General features: G+C 30.3%; 19 protein-coding genes and 1 pseudogene. 7 read left to right on the top strand and 13 right to left on the bottom strand.

The window, feature by feature from the left end; all coding sequences use genetic code 11:
- The 7 genes and pseudogenes from RSF37_RS07235 to RSF37_RS07265 all read right to left on the bottom strand — a co-directional run.
- Positions 1–295: pseudogene (locus tag RSF37_RS07235) on the bottom strand (bifunctional phosphoribosylaminoimidazolecarboxamide formyltransferase/IMP cyclohydrolase); the annotation flags it as partial.
- Positions 296–310: 15 nt separating this feature from the next.
- Positions 311–922 (bottom strand): phosphoribosylglycinamide formyltransferase, encoded by a 612-nt coding sequence (gene purN / locus RSF37_RS07240; RefSeq protein ID WP_332563732.1) that lies wholly within the window; start codon positions 920–922, stop codon positions 311–313.
- On the bottom strand, positions 910–1,911 hold the full coding sequence (gene purM, locus RSF37_RS07245) for a phosphoribosylformylglycinamidine cyclo-ligase (protein WP_332563733.1): 1,002 nt from the start codon (positions 1,909–1,911) through the stop codon (positions 910–912). The genes purN and purM overlap by 13 nt, the downstream gene beginning before the upstream one ends.
- A gap of 12 nt (positions 1,912–1,923) precedes the next feature.
- Complete coding sequence (purF, locus tag RSF37_RS07250) at positions 1,924–3,360, bottom strand: amidophosphoribosyltransferase (RefSeq protein WP_332563734.1); 1,437 nt, start codon at positions 3,358–3,360, stop codon at positions 1,924–1,926.
- 4 nt (positions 3,361–3,364) lie between these two features.
- The gene (purC, locus tag RSF37_RS07255; RefSeq protein WP_332563735.1) at positions 3,365–4,078 is read right to left on the bottom strand and encodes a phosphoribosylaminoimidazolesuccinocarboxamide synthase; all 714 of its coding nucleotides are present in this window, start codon (positions 4,076–4,078) and stop codon (positions 3,365–3,367) included.
- A complete protein-coding gene (purE, locus tag RSF37_RS07260) occupies positions 4,078–4,557 on the bottom strand; it encodes a 5-(carboxyamino)imidazole ribonucleotide mutase (RefSeq protein WP_332563736.1) in 480 nt (159 codons plus the stop codon). The genes purC and purE overlap by 1 nt, the downstream gene beginning before the upstream one ends.
- 14 nt (positions 4,558–4,571) lie before the next feature.
- The gene (locus tag RSF37_RS07265; RefSeq protein ID WP_332563737.1) at positions 4,572–8,330 is read right to left on the bottom strand and encodes a phosphoribosylformylglycinamidine synthase; all 3,759 of its coding nucleotides are present in this window, start codon (positions 8,328–8,330) and stop codon (positions 4,572–4,574) included.
- Positions 8,331–8,725: 395 nt separating this feature from the next.
- Here RSF37_RS07265 and RSF37_RS07270 point away from each other — a divergent pair, with 395 nt between their 5' ends.
- From RSF37_RS07270 to RSF37_RS07300, 7 genes are all read left to right on the top strand, one after another.
- Complete coding sequence (locus tag RSF37_RS07270; protein WP_332563738.1) at positions 8,726–9,643, top strand: DUF5685 family protein; 918 nt, start codon at positions 8,726–8,728, stop codon at positions 9,641–9,643.
- Positions 9,630–10,238, top strand: coding sequence for a J domain-containing protein (locus RSF37_RS07275; protein WP_332563739.1), 609 nt, complete (start codon positions 9,630–9,632; stop codon positions 10,236–10,238). The genes RSF37_RS07270 and RSF37_RS07275 overlap by 14 nt, the downstream gene beginning before the upstream one ends.
- A 22-nt stretch (positions 10,239–10,260) precedes the next feature.
- Entirely contained in the window at positions 10,261–10,764 is a 504-nt protein-coding gene (locus tag RSF37_RS07280; protein ID WP_332563740.1) for a hypothetical protein, read from the top strand.
- Positions 10,765–10,873: 109 nt separating this feature from the next.
- Positions 10,874–11,998, top strand: a complete 1,125-nt coding sequence (locus RSF37_RS07285; RefSeq protein ID WP_332563741.1) for an anaerobic sulfatase maturase — start codon at positions 10,874–10,876, stop codon at positions 11,996–11,998.
- Positions 11,999–12,167: 169 nt separating this feature from the next.
- The gene (locus RSF37_RS07290) at positions 12,168–12,485 is read left to right on the top strand and encodes a PadR family transcriptional regulator (protein WP_332563742.1); all 318 of its coding nucleotides are present in this window, start codon (positions 12,168–12,170) and stop codon (positions 12,483–12,485) included.
- A complete protein-coding gene (locus RSF37_RS07295) occupies positions 12,478–13,065 on the top strand; it encodes a DUF1700 domain-containing protein (protein ID WP_332563743.1) in 588 nt (195 codons plus the stop codon). Before RSF37_RS07290 ends, RSF37_RS07295 begins: the two co-directional genes overlap by 8 nt.
- Positions 13,062–13,265 (top strand): hypothetical protein, encoded by a 204-nt coding sequence (locus RSF37_RS07300; protein ID WP_332563744.1) that lies wholly within the window; start codon positions 13,062–13,064, stop codon positions 13,263–13,265. The genes RSF37_RS07295 and RSF37_RS07300 overlap by 4 nt, the downstream gene beginning before the upstream one ends.
- Positions 13,266–13,345: 80 nt before the next feature.
- Here the strand turns inward: RSF37_RS07300 and RSF37_RS07305 are convergent, their stop codons facing one another.
- Genes RSF37_RS07305 through RSF37_RS07330 form a run of 6 tightly spaced genes read right to left on the bottom strand, consistent with a single transcriptional unit; the run spans position 13,346 to position 18,707 of the window.
- Positions 13,346–14,083 (bottom strand): ABC transporter permease, encoded by a 738-nt coding sequence (locus tag RSF37_RS07305; RefSeq protein WP_332563745.1) that lies wholly within the window; start codon positions 14,081–14,083, stop codon positions 13,346–13,348.
- Positions 14,083–14,841, bottom strand: coding sequence for an ATP-binding cassette domain-containing protein (locus RSF37_RS07310; protein ID WP_332563746.1), 759 nt, complete (start codon positions 14,839–14,841; stop codon positions 14,083–14,085). The genes RSF37_RS07305 and RSF37_RS07310 overlap by 1 nt, the downstream gene beginning before the upstream one ends.
- Before the next feature lie 15 nt (positions 14,842–14,856).
- Positions 14,857–15,810 (bottom strand): ABC transporter substrate-binding protein, encoded by a 954-nt coding sequence (locus tag RSF37_RS07315; protein ID WP_332563747.1) that lies wholly within the window; start codon positions 15,808–15,810, stop codon positions 14,857–14,859.
- The gene (locus RSF37_RS07320; protein WP_332563748.1) at positions 15,800–16,390 is read right to left on the bottom strand and encodes a UbiX family flavin prenyltransferase; all 591 of its coding nucleotides are present in this window, start codon (positions 16,388–16,390) and stop codon (positions 15,800–15,802) included. The genes RSF37_RS07315 and RSF37_RS07320 overlap by 11 nt, the downstream gene beginning before the upstream one ends.
- Positions 16,391–16,402: 12 nt before the next feature.
- A complete protein-coding gene (locus tag RSF37_RS07325) occupies positions 16,403–17,272 on the bottom strand; it encodes a UbiA-like polyprenyltransferase (protein ID WP_332563749.1) in 870 nt (289 codons plus the stop codon).
- Positions 17,259–18,707 (bottom strand): menaquinone biosynthesis decarboxylase, encoded by a 1,449-nt coding sequence (locus RSF37_RS07330; protein ID WP_332563750.1) that lies wholly within the window; start codon positions 18,705–18,707, stop codon positions 17,259–17,261. The genes RSF37_RS07325 and RSF37_RS07330 overlap by 14 nt, the downstream gene beginning before the upstream one ends.
- Positions 18,708–18,819 lie beyond the last annotated feature (112 nt).

Below are 18,819 nucleotides of genomic sequence, written 5' to 3' on the forward strand. Positions count from 1 at the left end.
CTACGTAATCAATAGTATTTATGTCTCTTCCGCTTATTGTGTCCATATGTTCTTTATTATCTCTTATAGCTAATATACCTGCATGTATTATTGGATGAAGAGTCTTTACTCTTCCATCTAACATTTCTGGAAAGTCTGTTACTTCATTTACTTCTATTACAGGTACACCATTCTCCTTAAGGTGCTTATATGTTCCTCCAGTTGAAATTATTTCAACTCCTTTATTATTTAAGAAGCTAGCAAGTTCTAGTACTCCTTCTTTATCAAATACACTGATTAACGCTCTTTTTTTCATAAATTTTACCCTCCACTATTTTAAGATTTTAACTCTTCCATTAACTACTGATACTTTTTCTTCTATTAAATACTTAATTGCCTCTGGCAAAAGTTTATGTTCTTCTTTTAATATTCTCTTTTGAAGTGATACTGCATCATCTTCAAACTTAACTTCTACAGCTTTTTGAAGTATAATAGCTCCACCATCAACTTCATCATTTACAAAATGCACTGTACATCCTGACAGTTTAACTCCCTTTTTAATTGCGGCTTCATGTACTTTAATTCCGTACATGTTAGCGCCGCAAAATGATGGGATAAGTGATGGATGAATATTAATTATTTTATTTTTAAACTTCTTTAATATATCTCCACTTAAAATGGAAAGGTACCCTGCAAGTACAATTAAATCAACCTTTCCATAAGTAAGTTTTAATATTTCATCTGAAGTTTTATTGCCATACTCTTTTTTTGAAATTACGAAAGTTTCTATATTGGAATTTTTCGCTCTATCTAAAGCGTAAAGTCCTTCTTTACTTCCTATTACCATTTCAATTTTACAATTTAAATAATTACTTTCTATATTATCTATTATTGATTGCAGATTAGACCCTGAACCTGATGCAAGTACTGCTATTTTAAACAAATACCTTCACCTCCAGATGTAATATGTCCAATTTCATAAGCTACTTCTCCCATTTCTAGTAGATCTTTTAAAACTGAATTAACATCCTTATCCTTTACGCAAAGTACAAATCCTATTCCCATGTTGAAAGTGTTGTACATATGCTCTCTATCTACACCTAACGACTCCATCTCTTCAAATATCTCAGGTAATGGATAACTATCTTTTCTAATAACTGCTGTAAGATCTCTTCCATTAAACATTCTTGGAATGTTTTCTATAAATCCTCCACCTGTTATGTGAGCCATTCCTCTTATTTCATACTTATCTAAAAGTGATAACACTGGCTTTACATATATTTTTGTTGGTGTAAGTAATGTTTCCCATATAGCTTTTCCATTAAATTCTCTATCTAAATCTTCAAATACTTTTCTTACAAGTGAATATCCATTTGAATGTATTCCTGATGATTTAATTCCAATTAGCTTATCACCTTCTTCAATATCGCTTCCACTTATTATTTTATCTTTATCAACTATTCCAACTGCAAATCCTGCAATATCGTATTCTCCAACATTATAGAATCCTGGCATTTCAGCTGTTTCGCCTCCAATTAACGCACAACCTGAGTCTAAACATCCATTAGCTACTCCAAGTACAAGGTCAGCTGCAACTTCAGCTTCAAGCTTTCCACAAGCTATATAATCTAAGAAAAATAATGGTTTTGCACCATGACATAAAATATCATTTACACACATTGCAACGCAGTCTATTCCAACTGTATCAAACTTTTTCTTTTTACATGCAATATCAAGTTTAGTTCCTACCCCGTCCGTTCCTGAAACTAATACTGGCTTTTTGTATCCTTCTGGAAGTTCTACCATTCCTCCAAATGATCCAAGACCATTTAATACATATTCACTCATAGTCTTCTTTGCATATTGCTGTATAAGCTTTACTGATTTATAACCTTCTTCTATATTTACTCCTGATTCTTTGTACGTTAACATAATTTCTAACCCCTACCTTTCAAGATTCTCATTTAAAGCTTCCATTGGTGCTGATACTGGATACACTCCATTAAAGCAACCTACGCAGAAGTTTCTTCTCTTCTCTAAACTTTCATATATTCCCTCTAAGCTTAAATATCCTAAAGAGTCACAACCTATCTTCTCTCTTATTTCTTCTAAATTTTTATTTGCTCCAATTAATTCACTTCTATATGGAGTATCTATTCCAAAGTAACAAGGATATTTTACAACTGGTGATGCAACTAGAAAGTGTACTTCTTTAGCTCCAGCTCTTCTAAGTGATTCAATTAAATGCTTTGAAGTTGTTCCTCTAACTATTGAATCATCAATCATTATTACTCTCTTTCCATTTACGTTAACTTTAAGAGGATTTAACTTTACAGCAACTGCTCTCTCTCTTAGTTCTTGTGATGGTGATATAAATGTTCTTCCTACATATCTGTTTTTTACAAATCCAATATCATAAGGTATTCCTGAAGCTTTTGAATATCCAAGTGCTGCTGGAATTCCTGAGTCTGGAACTGCAATTACTACATCTGCTTCTATTGGGTACTCTTTAAAAAGCTGCTCCCCTTGTTTTACTCTAGCTGAATGTACATCTATTCCATCCATTACTGAGTCAGGTCTTGCAAAGTATATATATTCAAAAGAACATGTTCTGCAAGTTGTGTTTTCTGAATAGTCTACTGATTTTATACCATTTTCATCTATTATTACTATTTCTCCAGGTCTTATATCACGAATAAGCTCTCCACCAACTGCATCTATTGCACAGCTCTCTGATGATAATATATATCCTTCGTCTATTTTTCCAAGACATAAAGGTCTTATACCGTGAGGATCTCTTACTCCTATAAGTTTATCTTTGCTCATTATTACCATTGCAAATGAGCCTCTAACTGCTGAAACTGCATCTATTACTGCTCTTTCGATTCCCTTTTTTGCTCCCCTTGCAATAAGAGTTGTTATTACTTCTGAGTCCACTGTTGTATTGAATACATGTCCACCTTCTTCTAATAGTTCACGAATAACATCATAATTTACTAAGTTGCCATTATGAGCTGTTGCTATTTGACCTAGCTTTGTTGTACTTAAAAGAGGTTGTGAATTTTCAATAGTTTTTGCTCCTGCTGTTGAGTATCTTACATGTCCTATTGAAATATTCCCATTATGCTCTCTAAGAAAGTCTAAGTTTTCTTTTGTGAATGCCTCAGTTATAATACCAAGACCTTTATGAATTTTTACTTCTTCTCTATTTGAAACTGCGATTCCTGTACTTTCTTGTCCTCTGTGTTGAAGTGCATATAATCCGTAGTAGTTTATTGAAGCAACATCTACTGATTCATTTGCATATACTCCAAATACCCCACACTCATCTTTGAACTTATCATTTTCGGGATCCATAATATCGAAATTTGCATGTATCATACAATTATTCTCCTTTAATTCTCTTTAATATCTCAATGTAGGCATCTTCTACGCCACCCATGTCTCTTCTAAATCTATCTTTATCTAGCTTTTCTTTAGTGTTACTATCCCAGAATCTGCATGTATCTGGTGATATTTCATCAGCTAGTATAACTTCCCCGTTTTCATCTCTTCCAAATTCTATTTTGAAATCTATTAAATCTATATTTTGCTTTTTAAAGAATTCTTTTAAAATATTATTTATTTTATCTGTCATTTCATAAATTTTATTTAATTCTTCAAAAGTTGTAGCTCCAATTCCAACTGCATGGTAATCATTTATAAGTGGATCTCCTAGTGAATCATCTTTGTATGATAATTCAAATACTGTTGTATTTAACTTAAATCCTTCTTCAAGTCCAAGTCTTTTTGCCATACTTCCAGCTGCAACGTTTCTTACTATAACTTCTAAAGGAACTATTGAAACTTTCTTACATAGTTGATCTCTCTCATTAAGTTTTTCTATAAAGTGAGTCTTTATGCCTTCTTTGTTTAGCATCTCAAAAATCATTGTTGTTATAGCATTATTTAAAACACCTTTATTATCTATTTGGGATTTCTTTTCTCCATTAAATGCTGTTGCATCATCTTTATAATGAACTATTACCTCATTTTCATTTTCTGTTCTAAATATTTGTTTTGCCTTTCCCTCATATAACATCTCAAATCTTTTAACCATTATAAATCCACTCCTTCTGCATTTTCTTCTATGAATCTTTTCTTCATTCTGATTCTAAAGTTTATTAAATCTTCTTTTATTTCAGGATACTTTATTGAAAGCATCTCTACAGCTAACATTCCTGCATTGTAACTATTGTTTATTCCAACTGTTGCAACTGGTATTCCTTTTGGCATTTGAACTATTGAAAGTAATGAATCCATTCCTTCAAGTGCTGCCTTTACTGGAACTCCAATTACAGGAATAGTAGTTTGGCTTGCTATTACTCCTGGAAGATGTGCTGCAAGTCCAGCTCCTGCGATTATTACTTCACAGCCCTTTTCTTCTACTTCATTTAAAGTTTCTGTAAGTTTTTCTGGAACTCTATGGGCTGATAGTACATATGCTTTATATTCAACATTAAACTCTTTTAATGCATTTGCAGCACCTCTCATAACTTCTACATCTGATTTACTTCCAAAAAATATTGCTACTTTCATAATGAACACCTCTCCTAATCTCTAAAATAATTTACTCCTGATTTAAATATTTTCTGATCAAAGTTTCCTATAATATTTTTATAAAGATTTTCACCAATTCTTTCTGAGTGACCCATCTTTCCAAGAACTCTTCCATCTATACTTGTAATTCCTTCTATTCCAAGCATTGAACCATTTGGGTTATATGGCATATCCATTGAAACATTGCCATTTAAGTCAACATATTGTGTTGCTACCTGTCCATTTTCTATTAATTGTTCTAATAACTCTTTTGGAGCAACAAATCTTCCTTCTCCATGTGATATTGGAATTGTATGAATATCTGAAATATTAACTTCATCAAACCAAGGTGATTTTTTTGATACAACCTTTGTTCTTATAATTGATGACATATGTCTATTTATATTGTTATAAGTAAGTGTTGGCATATTATCATCTATATCACATATCTTTCCATAAGGAAGAAGTCCAAGTTTTATTAGCGCTTGGAAGCCGTTACAAATTCCAAGTACAAGTCCATCTCTATTATCTAAAAGATCTGTTACTGCATCTTTTATCATTTCATTTCTAAATATTGTAGCTATAAATTTAGCTGAACCGTCTGGCTCGTCCCCTGCTGAGAATCCACCTGGAATCATTATTATTTGAGCTTCATTTATTGCCTCTTTAAGTTCCTTTATTGATTCTAAAAGCATTTCTTTATTAAGGTTTCTAATAAGAACTTCTATTACTTCTGCACCTTCACGTCTAAATGCTCTCCCTGAATCTGTCTCGCAGTTTGTTCCAGGGAATACTGGTATTACAACCTTTGGCTTATCTGTTTTAAACTTAGATTTTCTTATTTCTGTATTACATTTTAAAACTTCTTCTACTTTTTCTTCTGTATTTGAAGTTTTTGATTTAAATACTCCTTCAAGCTTTTCTTCATAAACCTCTTGAAGTTTATCTATACTGAAATTTAAGTCGTATTCTTTTGAAGTTATTTCGCCTTTATTGTTTGTTTTTCCTATAACTTTAAAGTTTAATCCTTTTAATTCTTCATCTATATTTACATCTTCATTAACTTCTAAAATTAATGATCCATAATTAAATCCAAATAATTCTTCTTTAGAAAGACCTTCAAACTCTAGCCCAATTTTATTTCCAAGAGTCATCTTAGTTAATCCTTCAGCTACTCCCCCAAACTTAACTGAGTATGCTGATAATATTTTCCCTTCTAATATAAGAGTGTGAGTTTTATCTAAATTATTTTTAAATCCATCCATTTCAATAGTTCCATCTTCTAGCTCTATAGCTTTAAGTAAAACTATATTTGAATTCTCTTTTTTGAATTCTGGTGAAATAATATTTTTAGCCTTTGTAACTCCTACTGCAAATGATACTAATGTTGGTGGAACATCTATGTCGTAAAAGCTTCCGCTCATTGAATCTTTTCCGCCTATTGCTGGTATTTGTAAATCCATTTGAGCTTTATATGCCCCAAGCAATGCTCCAAATGGTTTTCCCCATCTCTTCTCATCTTTAGAAAGTTTCTCAAAGTACTCTTGGAAAGTAAGTCTAGCCTTTTTATAATCACATCCTATAGCAACAAGTTTTGTTACTGACTCTATTACGGAGTAGAATGCCATATGGAAGGGACTCCACATTCCAAGGTCTGGATTAAATCCATAAGTCATTACTGATGCATCCACGCTTTCATTTCCTTGTACTGGAATCTTTGCTGCCATTCCTTCTGCTGGTGTTTTTTGATACTTTCCACCAAGTGGCATTAGAACAGTATTGCATCCAATAGTTGAATCGAATCTTTCTATTAGTCCTTGCTTGCTACAAACATTTAACTTTTGAAGGTTTTCTATCCACGCTTTCTTAACATCAATATCATTAACTTCATATGGATAGTCTAAAGGTGCTGTAACTTTAACATTAGTTTCTTGCTCTGCCCCATTTGTATCTAAGAAACTTCTCTTTAAGTCAACTATCTTCTTACCTCTCCAAGTCATTGTTAGTCTTTCATCATCAGTAACTGTCGCTACAACTGTTGCTTCTAAATTTTCTTTCTCTGATAATTTAATAAACTTATCTGCGTTTTCTTTAGTTACAACTACAGCCATTCTCTCTTGAGATTCTGATACTGCAAGCTCTGTTCCATCAAGTCCATCGTACTTTTTAGTAACTTTATCTAAATCTATATTAAGCCCCCTGCATAATTCGCCAATTGCAACTGATACTCCACCAGCTCCAAAGTCATTACACCTTTTTATCATTATTGCTACTTCTTTCTTTCTAAAAAGTCTTTGAATCTTTCTCTCTGTTGGTGGGTTACCTTTTTGAACTTCCGCACTACAATTTTCTATTGATGCTTCTGTATGTTCCTTTGATGAACCAGTTGCACCACCAACACCATCTCTTCCTGTTCTTCCACCAAGTAAAATTATTACATCCCCAAAGCTCGGCTCTTCTCTTACTACATTTTCTTTTGGTGCTGCTGCAATTACTGCCCCAACTTCCATTCTTTTTGCAACATAATTTTTATGATAAACTTCATCAACTTGTCCTGTTGCAAGTCCTATTTGATTACCGTATGAACTATATCCGTGTGCTGCCCCAAGTGTTATAGTTCTTTGTGGTAATTTACCTTTTAAAGTATCTTCAATTTCTACTGTTGGATCTGAAGCTCCTGTTACTCTCATTGCTTGATATACATAAGTTCTTCCTGATAGTGGATCTCTTATTGCACCACCTAAACAAGTTGCTGCTCCTCCAAATGGTTCTATTTCTGTTGGGTGGTTATGAGTTTCATTTTTAAACATTAGAAGATATTCTTCTATACTTCCATCTTCCATTTCAACATTTATATTTATAGAACATGCATTTATTTCATCTGAAATATCTAAGTCTTCTAAAAGCCCTCTAAGTCTTAATTCTTTCATTGTTATAACTGCAAGATCCATTAATTTTACTTTTCTATCTGTATCTTTTCCGTATACAAATTCTCTTGATTTTAAGTAAGCTTCATAAGCTTTCTTTACTGGTACATTGTATTTACTTTCTTCTATCTTTACTTCTTTTATGGATGTTTCAAATGTTGTATGTCTACAGTGATCTGACCAGTAAGTATCAATAACTTTAATTTCTGTTATTGTTGGATTTCTCTTTTCCTCAAGCTTAAAGTAATCTCTAATCATATTTAAATCTTCAATACTCATAGCTAGTCCAAGTTCCTTATGGAAGCTTGTAAGTTCCTCTTTATTCTTACTTATGAAATCATGTAGCACTTCTACATCTTTAGGTGTGTTAAAATCGTTAGATATCTTTTTAGAATATATATCTACTTCTCTTGAATCGACTGGATTTATATAATAGTTCTTTATCTTTTTAAGATCTTTTTCTGAAAGGTTTCCTTGTAATATAATGATTTTGGACCATTTTACATCTAATTTTTTATCTGCTGTTAAAAGCATTATGCACTCTGATGCCGAATCAGCTCTTTGATCATACTGTCCTGGTAGAAATTCTACTCCAAAAGCATAATCATCCTCATTTATATTAATCTTTTCTTCATATACCTTATCTACTGGTAATTCTGAGAAAATAGTATGTAGTGCCTTATTGTAGTATTCATCTGATATATCTTTAATAAGATACTTATTTATTACTCTTACTCCTTCTAATGTTCTTATTCCTAAGTTAGTTTTAAAATCCTCTAATAAAATCTTTCCTTCAACATTGAAGCCCTCTTTTTTCTCAACGAATACCATTCTAATATTAACCATATATTCCCCTCCACCAATTTGAATTTTGCCATTTCCATTATTTGTTTTGGTAAATTCAGAATATCACCCACCTTATAAAAAGTCAACATTAATCGCTTAAATAATTTTATCATTCGTATATATACGAACTATAAAGTATAATTATAATTTAATATTACGTATATTAAGCTTCCACTGTTATTTTTTAACATAATTTAGCCATAATTTAATTTCCAATTTCTACACAAAAAAAGGCTGGCGAGTTACCACCAGCAAATTCAAACCTACGCAACCCTTACTTTGAAAGGTCTTTCTTATTTTATGTAAAGTTTTGTTATTTATGCATCTAATACTGTTTTAAATAACAAACTTATTGTATAATGTCCTTATACTAAAAGTTTAAAGGAGTGTTTTTATTGTTTGGTTATGTAACTCCTCTAAAACCTGAACTAAAGATTAGAGAATATAATCAATTTCAAAGTTATTACTGCGGTGTTTGCCTTGGTATTAAGAAACTTTATGGGGAACTTCCAAGAATGACTTTAAATTATGATATGACTTTTCTATCATTATTAATTGATGGTTTATCTTCTGATGAGGAGCTTAATTTAGAAATGAAGCGATGCATGGCGCATCCTAACAAAAAGAAGCCAATCTTACTTAATAACACAGCAATAAATTACGCTGCAACTATGAATGTATCTCTTACTTATTATAAACTTCTAGATGATGTTTATGATGATAATACATTAAAGAGTAAATTCTTATTAAATGTTATTAAGCCTTATAAGAAGAAGTTTCCATCTTCGATCATTGAAATAAATTCCTTAATTGAAGAAAAGCTTAAAGACCTTAGTAATTTAGAAAAGAATAAAAATTTCAATTACATAGATGAAATATGTGATCCTTTTAGTGTCATTGTAGGTGTTATTTTAGAAAAATACCCACATAAATTTAAAGAGGATTCAAAAGAGCTTAGAGAAAAACTTTATAAATTTGGTTATTCTCTTGGTAAATGGATTTATCTAATGGATGCATTAGATGATTTAGAAGAAGATATGAAAGATAATAAATTTAATCCTATTAATTTTCTTTATAATAAGGATAATCTTCCTTATGAAAAGTTTTTGGGAGAAATTAAAGGAAGAATGGAATTTAGTATATTCAACTTAGCATATACATGCAAAGAAATACTTAATGAACTTCCACTTGAAAGAAATAGAGAAATACTCGAAAACATCATCGACCTTGGTATGATGGACAAATACGTAAACATAACTAATAATTGTAATTGTAAAAAGAAAGGCAGGAAACATAAACATGAATCCATATGAAGTACTTGGAATAAAAGAAGGCGCATCACAAGAAGAAATTAAAAGCGCATATAGAAAACTTGTAAAACAATATCACCCAGATCAATATGGTGATAATCCACTTAAAGATTTAGCACAAGAAAAATTAACTGAGATTAATGCAGCTTATGATAGTTTAACTAAAGGAAATGCTGGAAGTTCAAATTCTTCTAGTAATGGTAGCTACAGCAATACTAGTTCAAGTTCAAGCGATCAATACGCTTTCCAAGAAGTTAGAAGACTTCTTCAAAGCAGAAATATAAATGCAGCTGAAGTAAAGCTTAATGCTATTTCAACTAGAAATGCTGAATGGAATTTCTTAATGGGAATATGTCACGTTAATAAAGGATGGTACGATTCAGGATTAAACCATCTTCAAACAGCTGTTAATATGGACCCAAATAATTTTGAATATAAACAAGCACTAAATCAATTAAATTCAAGAGCAACTAATTACGGTAACCCATACAGAACTGCTCCAGGTGGCGGAGCTAATACTTGTAGCTGCTGCATGGACCTTTGGTGTTTAGATTCACTATGTGAATGTTTTGGTTGCGACTTAATCGGTTGTTGTTAATTTCTTAGGGAGATGATTATTTATGCGAGAGTCAAAAGCTAAAGATATGGCACTTGGAGGTATATTAGTTGCATTAACACTTGTGACTTTATACTTAAGTTTAATAATACCAGTAAACACTTTTGCTATTCTTACAATTTCATCAATTTTCCCAGCTATAGCAATAATGAGAAGTAACGTAAAGCTTGGAATATTTGTTTATGTGGCTTCTTCTATAATTGGATTTTTTATAATTCCTTTTGATAAAATACTTACGTTTATACTGTATTTTGGCGTATACGGAATAGTAAAATTCTTTATAGAGAAACTTAGAAACATTCCACTTGAAATATTCTTAAAACTATTATTTTCAAATATAATGTTTTTCATAGGATTATACGTGCTTAAATCATTTATGGGTAACATTAATGTGGATCTTCCACTATGGATTGTAATAATAGGAGCTCAAGTAATGTTCTTAGTTTATGATTATGCATTAACACTAATCATAACTTTCTACATTACAAGAATCCATAAAAGAATTTAATATTATTAAAATAATTAAAGTCTAAAAATATAGCCAAACATTACACGTTTTGGTCATTATTTTTAGACTTTTCTATATAAAATTTTATAACTTAGGGGGTACCATATATATGGGTAAAAATCTTAACTTAATGCTTAAACCTTCATCAAGCAAATGTAATTTAAAATGCAAATATTGTTTTTATAATTGTATAGCCGAATCTCGTGAAATTAAAGACTATGGATTTATGGATGAATCCGTACTAGAAGAGATTATTAAAAAAGCTATTGATTACTCCGAAGATGGTACTTGCACTATTGGATTCCAAGGTGGTGAACCTACTTTAATTGGATTAGACTTTTATAAGAATTTAATAGAAATTGTCCATAAGTATAATAAAAACACTAAATTTAATTATGTTATTCAAACTAATGGCTTACTACTTGATGATAATTTTGCAAAGTTTCTAAAAGAGAATAATTTTCTTGTTGGATTATCTTTAGATGGTAATAAAGATGTACATAATCTAAATCGGGTTGACTCATTAAATAAGGATACTTTCAATTCAGTTATTAAGGCTAGTAACATACTAAAAAAGTACAAAGTTGATTTCAACATTTTAACTGTAGTAACTCCAAATCTTATTAAAAAGATAGATAGTACTTATAAGTTTTATAAAAAAAATGATTTTAAATATCTTCAATTTATCCCTTGCTTAGAACCTTTAGAAAAAAGTCTTAGTGAATCAGACTCTTATTCTATTAAAGTTTCTAATTACTCAAAGTTTTTAAATAGACTTTTTGACTTATGGTATGATGATATGATTAATTCAGAATTTGTAAGTATTAGATTATTTGATAATATTTTAAGTAGTTTCTTAGGCTATGATTATGAGTCTTGTGATATGAAAGGTTACTGTTCTTGTCAAAATATTATTGAAAGTGATGGTAGCGTATACCCTTGTGACTTTTATACTTACGAAAAATATTCTGTAGGTAATATTTTAGAAGAAAGCTTTGCTGATATTCATAACAAAGATAAAACATTAACTTTTATTAAAGATTCATTTAATATAAGTTCTAAATGCTTAAACTGTAAGTTTAAACATCTTTGTAGAGGCGGTTGCAGAAGGCATAGAAATATTAATAATGATAATTTAAATTTCTTATGCGATGCTTATTATGACTTTTTCTCTAAATCATTAAGTCGTTTTGAAGAGCTTGCTTTTATAATAAGAAATAATAATTTAAGGTAGTACTAAATCCATTTTGAGGTGTAAAACAACACAATGGTATATAAAATAACACTAAACCAGTAATTTATTTACTGGTTTTTATATTTAAGATATTATTGTTAAATTTTCCAAATATTTCTTGACGCATTATACTATGTAATGTATAGTATGATATATAGGGAGGTGTGATATGGATATACAGCTTAAAAAAGGACTGTTGGAATTCTGTGTTTTGGCGGTACTAAATAAATCAGATTCTTACGGGTATCAAATAATTAAAGATATTCCAAGTTATATTGAAATATCTGAATCTACATTATATCCAATATTGAAAAGACTAGAATCTAATGACTATCTTGAGACATATTCTATTGAACATAATAGCCGTTTGAGAAAATATTATAAAATTACATCCAAAGGAAAAAATCATATAAAAGAGTTTTTAGCAGATTGGGAAGATGTTATGAAAGTTTACTATTTTATAAAAGGAGAGAATTTATATGAATAAATCAGACTTTATAAATACTTTGAGGGAGCTATTGTATCCTATCAGTAAAGTAGAGCGTGATAAATTTATAGCCTACTACGAAGAAATTATCGAGGATTACAAAGAAGGTGGATTAACAGAACAAGAGGTTGTTGGTAAAATTGGAAGTCCACAATCTATTGCAAATCATATTCTAAGTGAGCAAGATACGGTTGATATTAGAATGCCTTCATTTAATAGTAAAATATTAAATATAATATTATTAATTCTAGGATTTCCATTATGGGGTAGTTTACTATTAGCTGCAATATTAGTTATTTTATCTGTATATATTGTTATTTGGTGTGCACCTTTCATAACAGGGGTTAGTTCAATTTCCTTACTAATTGTATCTTTATTTAGTATAATTGGCTCTCCATTTATGATTGCAGATACTCTTGCTATTGGAACCGTACAATTAGGTTTAGGTATTTCCTTAGTCGGAATTGCAATTTTATTTGCATTTGCAACTATATTTTTATCTAAAAAAATTATATTTATCACAAAATATATTAACTTTCAAATAGCAAAAGTATTTAGAAAGAAAGCGGTGAAATTATGATAATACGAAACTTCAGAAAAAAGTTTATTACTTCAAGTATTGCTTTGATAATAATAGGATTAATAATAATTCTATTAGGCTTTGGTTTGAGCGGATTTAATTTGAAAGTTTTTAAAGAAGATAATACTCCGAAATGGTATAAGACATTCTATGTAGATGATAATTGGTTTTCAATTGGGTTTAAATTTCTTGAAAAATAATAAAAACTCATCACAGATAAAAATGTGATGAGTTTAATATCTACTTTAAATAAATTGAATTATCTTCTTTCTGTTTTATACTAAGCCTTCCATTTGCATAGTAAATCTTCAATTAAATCTATTAATATAAATATAAATAATCCAAGTAAACTTAAAACTACAATTCCTGAATACATATCAGTATAATTAATTCTAGTCCAAGCATCTTGAATAAAATATCCAAGACCAACTTTTGTTCCATAAGCTTCTGCAAAGAACAAAACAGAGAAAGCTGTTCCTACAGATAATCTTATATTAGTTAGTATCTCTCCAAGTATTGCAGGAAAGGTTACATGATAAAATAACTGCACTCTTGAAGCTCCAAGGCTAATTAATGGATTGTATATTTTAGGATCTATGTTAATAACAGAATCTCTTACAGATACTATTACTTGGAATACTGTAATTAAAACAATAATCGCAATTTTAGAACCATCCCCAAGTCCATAAAGAGTCATTATAACTGGTAATAACGCAGTCTTTGGTATAGGATATGTGAAATATATTAACGGATTTAAAATCCTATTTGCCTTCTTTGAATAACCCATAAGCAATCCAAATAAAGTACCGATTATAAATGAAATTAAAAGTCCTATTAATATTCTATATAAACTCGCAACTATATGAACATAAAACCCATCTTCAAATAGCTTTGGTAAGTGCATATATATTTTATCTGGAGTTGGCATTATCCTTGAATTCATAATTATAGCACCTATATACCAAAGTACATTAAGTACTATAAAACCTTTAATAAAGCTCATTATTTTCTTAAACATTACTTATTATCCCATCCTTCTTTTATGAGATTTTTTATATGTGAAAATAATTTTGAATATTTAGGACTCTCTTTATATTCTTTATTATTAAAAAGATCATTATTTATAACTTCTTTAATCTGCCCTTTTTCATTGGACATTATAATAATTTTCTTTCCCATATAAATTGCTTCATCTATACTGTGAGTAACAAAAAAGGTATTAATTTTATTGCTTGTCCACATATCTAAAAATAACTCTTCAGCCTCTTCTTTTATGATGGCATCTAGCGCTGAAAAACCTTCATCTATTAAAAGTAAATCAGGTTCCATAAGGAATGCTCTAACTATAGAAATCCTTTGCCTCTGCCCTCCACTTAGCTTGTTTGGATATTTTTTCTTTAACTCTTCTATATTTAATTTTTTAAGTATTGAATCAAACTTAAGTAATATATCTTTAGTTATCTCTTCTCCTCTTATCTTAAAAGGCAATAAACAATTTTCTTCAACTGTTTTCCATGGTAAAAGTCCAAAATCTTGTGGAATAAACCCTATCTTATGAGTATGAGGGTTAAGTTTCTCTGAATTTAGAAAAACTTCACCCTCATAATTTTTATTAACTCCTGAGAGTATATTTAATAATGTTGTTTTACCACAACCTGATGGACCTATTATTGCGCATATATCATCATCTTCACAATTGAAATCAATAGGTCCAACGGCTTTTATTTTTACATTTTTACTTTCATAGAAACCAGATATTTTTTTTATCTGTATCATATATACTCCTAAAAATTAATATATCCCTACATTATTAATTATATCTTTAGCCTTAAGGCTCTCAGTTATTATTCCATTCTCTTTTGACCAATCAAATACCTTTTGAACATTCTCTTCATTTGGCAGGTAATTCTTCTTTAATTCTGGAAGTGTTATATTACCTCTCATATCTTCTGAATATCCAACTGTTTTTATAATTGTATCTTCATACTCACTTATATCATTATTTTGAATATACTCTATAGCTCTATCATAAGCTTTGTAAAAACCTTTAATTGCATCAGGATTTTTTGAAATAACATCTTGTAAGAAACCTGTTACAGATATCATAATATCTTTATTAAATACTTTAATTATTTCTGTTCCACCATCAGCTATAGCTGTATCATTAAATGGTGCTGGTAATATCGCTGCATCTATTTGCTTATTTCTAAGTGCTTCTAATCTTGCTGGCATTGCTGGTATTCCAACTTTCTCTATATCTGCTGCCTTAAGACCTTTTGAAGTTACAATGTAATCAGCTAAATAATCCATCATTGTACGCTCAGATATTCCTATCTTTTTGCCTTTTAAATCTTCTATTTTTTTAACTCCAGAATCTTTTCCTGAAACTAAAGTAAAGTATCCATTAGTTGATCCTGTTATTTTCATATCTATTCCAGAGTTTTGATATATTGATATAGCAACATCATCACATAATACTCCATCTAATTCATTAGCTTGAAGTGCTGCATCTCTATCCTTTGCTGCTTTAAATATTTGTAAATCTAAATCTACACCCTCTTCTTTAAAGAATCCTTTTTCTTGTGCAATTACAAGTGGAACTGCATCAATTGATCCCATTACACCAACTCTTAGTTTAGTTTCACCTTTATTTTCTACACCTTCTTCAGTTTTTCCACTACAAGCTACCATTGAACCTGCCATAATTAAAGTAGCCCCCATAGCTATTATCTTTTTAAATTTCATTATTTGTACCCTCCCATTTTTTGAACATGTTATTATCTATATTAAGATAATCTAATATTTTCCCAATTAGAAAATCTACAATGTCATCAATTGTTTTTGGATGATGATAAAACCCTGGCATAGCAGGAATTATAGCTGCTCCCATCTTTGATAATCTACACATATTTTCTAAGTGTATAGTATTAAAAGGCGTTTCTCTTGGAACTATTATTAGTTTTCTGCCCTCTTTTAGTGCAACATCTGCTGTTCTATTTAATAAGTTCTTTGCTAACCCATAACTTATTTCTGCTAAAGTTCCCATAGAACAAGGTAACACTATTACTGCATCATACTTATTAGATCCACTTGCTACTCCTGAAAATAAATTATCATTATTTTCTGAAGTTATTTTTTCATAACCTTTTTTAATATCTTCTATCCAATTATCTAAATCTAAAGAAAGCTCGTACTTAAATACTTGTTTTCCTTTTTCTGTGGCTATAACGTTAATATAAATATCTGCTTTAACTAACTCTTCAATTAACCTTTTAGCATATATACTCCCACTAGCACCTGTTATTCCAACTACTATCTTCTTCATTTGTAATCCCCCTTACATTAAACAATCTATTACTCCAAAAACTAAAAATACTACACTTATAACTTGGTTTACATTATAAGATGCCAATTTAACATTACTTAAATTATCTGGTTTTACTAAACTATGTTGTATTACAAATAGTACTGATATTAAAATAAGCCCAGAATAATAAACAAATCCTAATTCTTTTGATAATAAACCCACTAAAAACAAACAACTAAGTGCTATAAAATGGAATACCCTTGATATTAATAACGCATTCTTAACCCCAAACTGCTTAGGTATTGAATGAATTCCATTTTCAGTGTCAAATTCATAATCTTGTGCTCCATAAATAATGTCAAAGCCCGCAACCCATAAAGTATTTGCAGCTCCCATTACTAATGGCAGTAATGATATCTTTCCTGTTACAGCTATCCACGCTCCAACTGGTGCAGCTGCTGATGTTATACCAAGTACTAAATGACATGCCCACGTAAATCTTTTTGTATACGAATAAATTATCATTAAAAATAATGCAATTGGTGAAAGTAATAAACAAATAGTATTAAGTTTCCATGCTGCAAATACCATTACACCAAAGCAAATTGCTACAAATATTAAAACTTCTTTCTTTTTCATTTCACCTTTAGGAATTTGTCTTGTTGCAGTTCTTGGATTTTTCTTATCTATTTCTGCATCAATAACTCTATTTAGAGCATTGGCTCCTGTTCTCGCACCTAAAAATGCTACTATTATCCAAAATATCTTAGTAAAATTTAATCTTCCATCGCCAGCTAATAGCATTGAAATTAAAGCAAAGGATAATGAAAATATAGTATGAGAAAACATAACTAAAGTCCCATAATCAAAAACTTTATTTTTAACTTTAGTCAATACCATATTCTGACCACCTTTTATCCACATTAGCTTTAATATCTTCTGACATTTCTATATCCTTTGGCCATTCTCTTTCATGACCTTCGCTTGGCCACTTTCTTGTTGCATCAATTCCTAGTCTACTTCCATAGAAAGGAATGTTAGCTGCATGGTCTAAGGCATCTAAAGGTCCTTCTGATATTTCTAAATCTCTTTTAGCATCTATATTATTAAATACTTTCCATGCTACAGTTGATATATCTTGTGGGTCTACTTCTTCATCCACTATAATAATCATCTTTGTATACATCATCTGTCCCATTCCCCATAATGAATTCATTATTTTTCTTGCATGTCCTGGGAACTTTTTCTTAATAGATACAATTACACAACTGTGGAACACTCCTTCTAACGGGAAATTAATATCCACAATTTCAGGATTCATCATTTTTAATAATGGTAAAAATATTCTTTCAGTCGCTTTCCCCATATAACAATCTTCCATAGGTGGTTTACCAACAATAGTTGTTGGATAAACTGGAGATTTCTTATGTGTTATACAAGTTACATGAAATACTGGATAATCATCTGCTAATGAATAATATCCTGTATGGTCTCCAAAAGGACCTTCAAGTTTTAAATCTTCTGTAACATCAACATATCCTTCAATTACAAACTCTGCATCTGATGGCACATATATATCATTTGTAATTGACTTTACCATCTTAATTGGCACTTTTCTTAAAAATCCTGCAAACATCATCTCATCAACCATTTTAGGAAGTGGTGCTGTTGCTGCATATGTAATTGCTGGATCACAACCTAATACAACAGAAATAGGCATCTTTCCACCAAGCTCTTTGTACTGCTCATATATTTCTCTTCCATCTTTATGCCAATGCCAATGCATACCTGTTGTATTTTTATCATATACTTGCATTCTGTACATGCCCATATTTTGTATACCAGTCTCTGGGTCTTTAGTCATTACTAATGGAAGTGTTATAAATTTTCCACCATCTTCAGGCCAACACTTAAGTATTGGTAATTCATTTAAATCTGGATCATTATTTATCACTTCTTGACATGCACCCCTGCCTGGTAATTTTATTGGGAACACTGTAGCCATTCTGCTTAATCTTGGTAAAGATTTAAACTTGTTCATAAGGCCCATATAGTTTGCCATGTCCATAAATTCTTCTATATCATTTCCAATATCATTTATATCATTTACGCCTAATGCCATTGCCATTCTTTCATATGAACCCATTGCATTAATTAATAATGGATATTTAGACCCTTTAACATTTTCAAATAATAAAGCTGGTCCATTATTCTTCGATACTCTATCTGTAATCTCACTTATTTCTAATTCTGGATTAACTTCTACTGCTATTCTCTTTAATTCACCATTATTATCTAATTCTTTAATAAAGGTTTGTAAATCTTTAAAAGACATAAATATCCTCCTAGTACTATAATATTATGTTAATTGTAAATTTTTTCTTTTATTTTTGAATTTTTTATTAACTTTTTGTTAAGGCTAGTTTTTATATTACTACATTTTATTT

The organism is Clostridium sp., assembly GCF_036643715.1.
Classification (GTDB): domain Bacteria; phylum Bacillota; class Clostridia; order Clostridiales; family Clostridiaceae; genus Clostridium.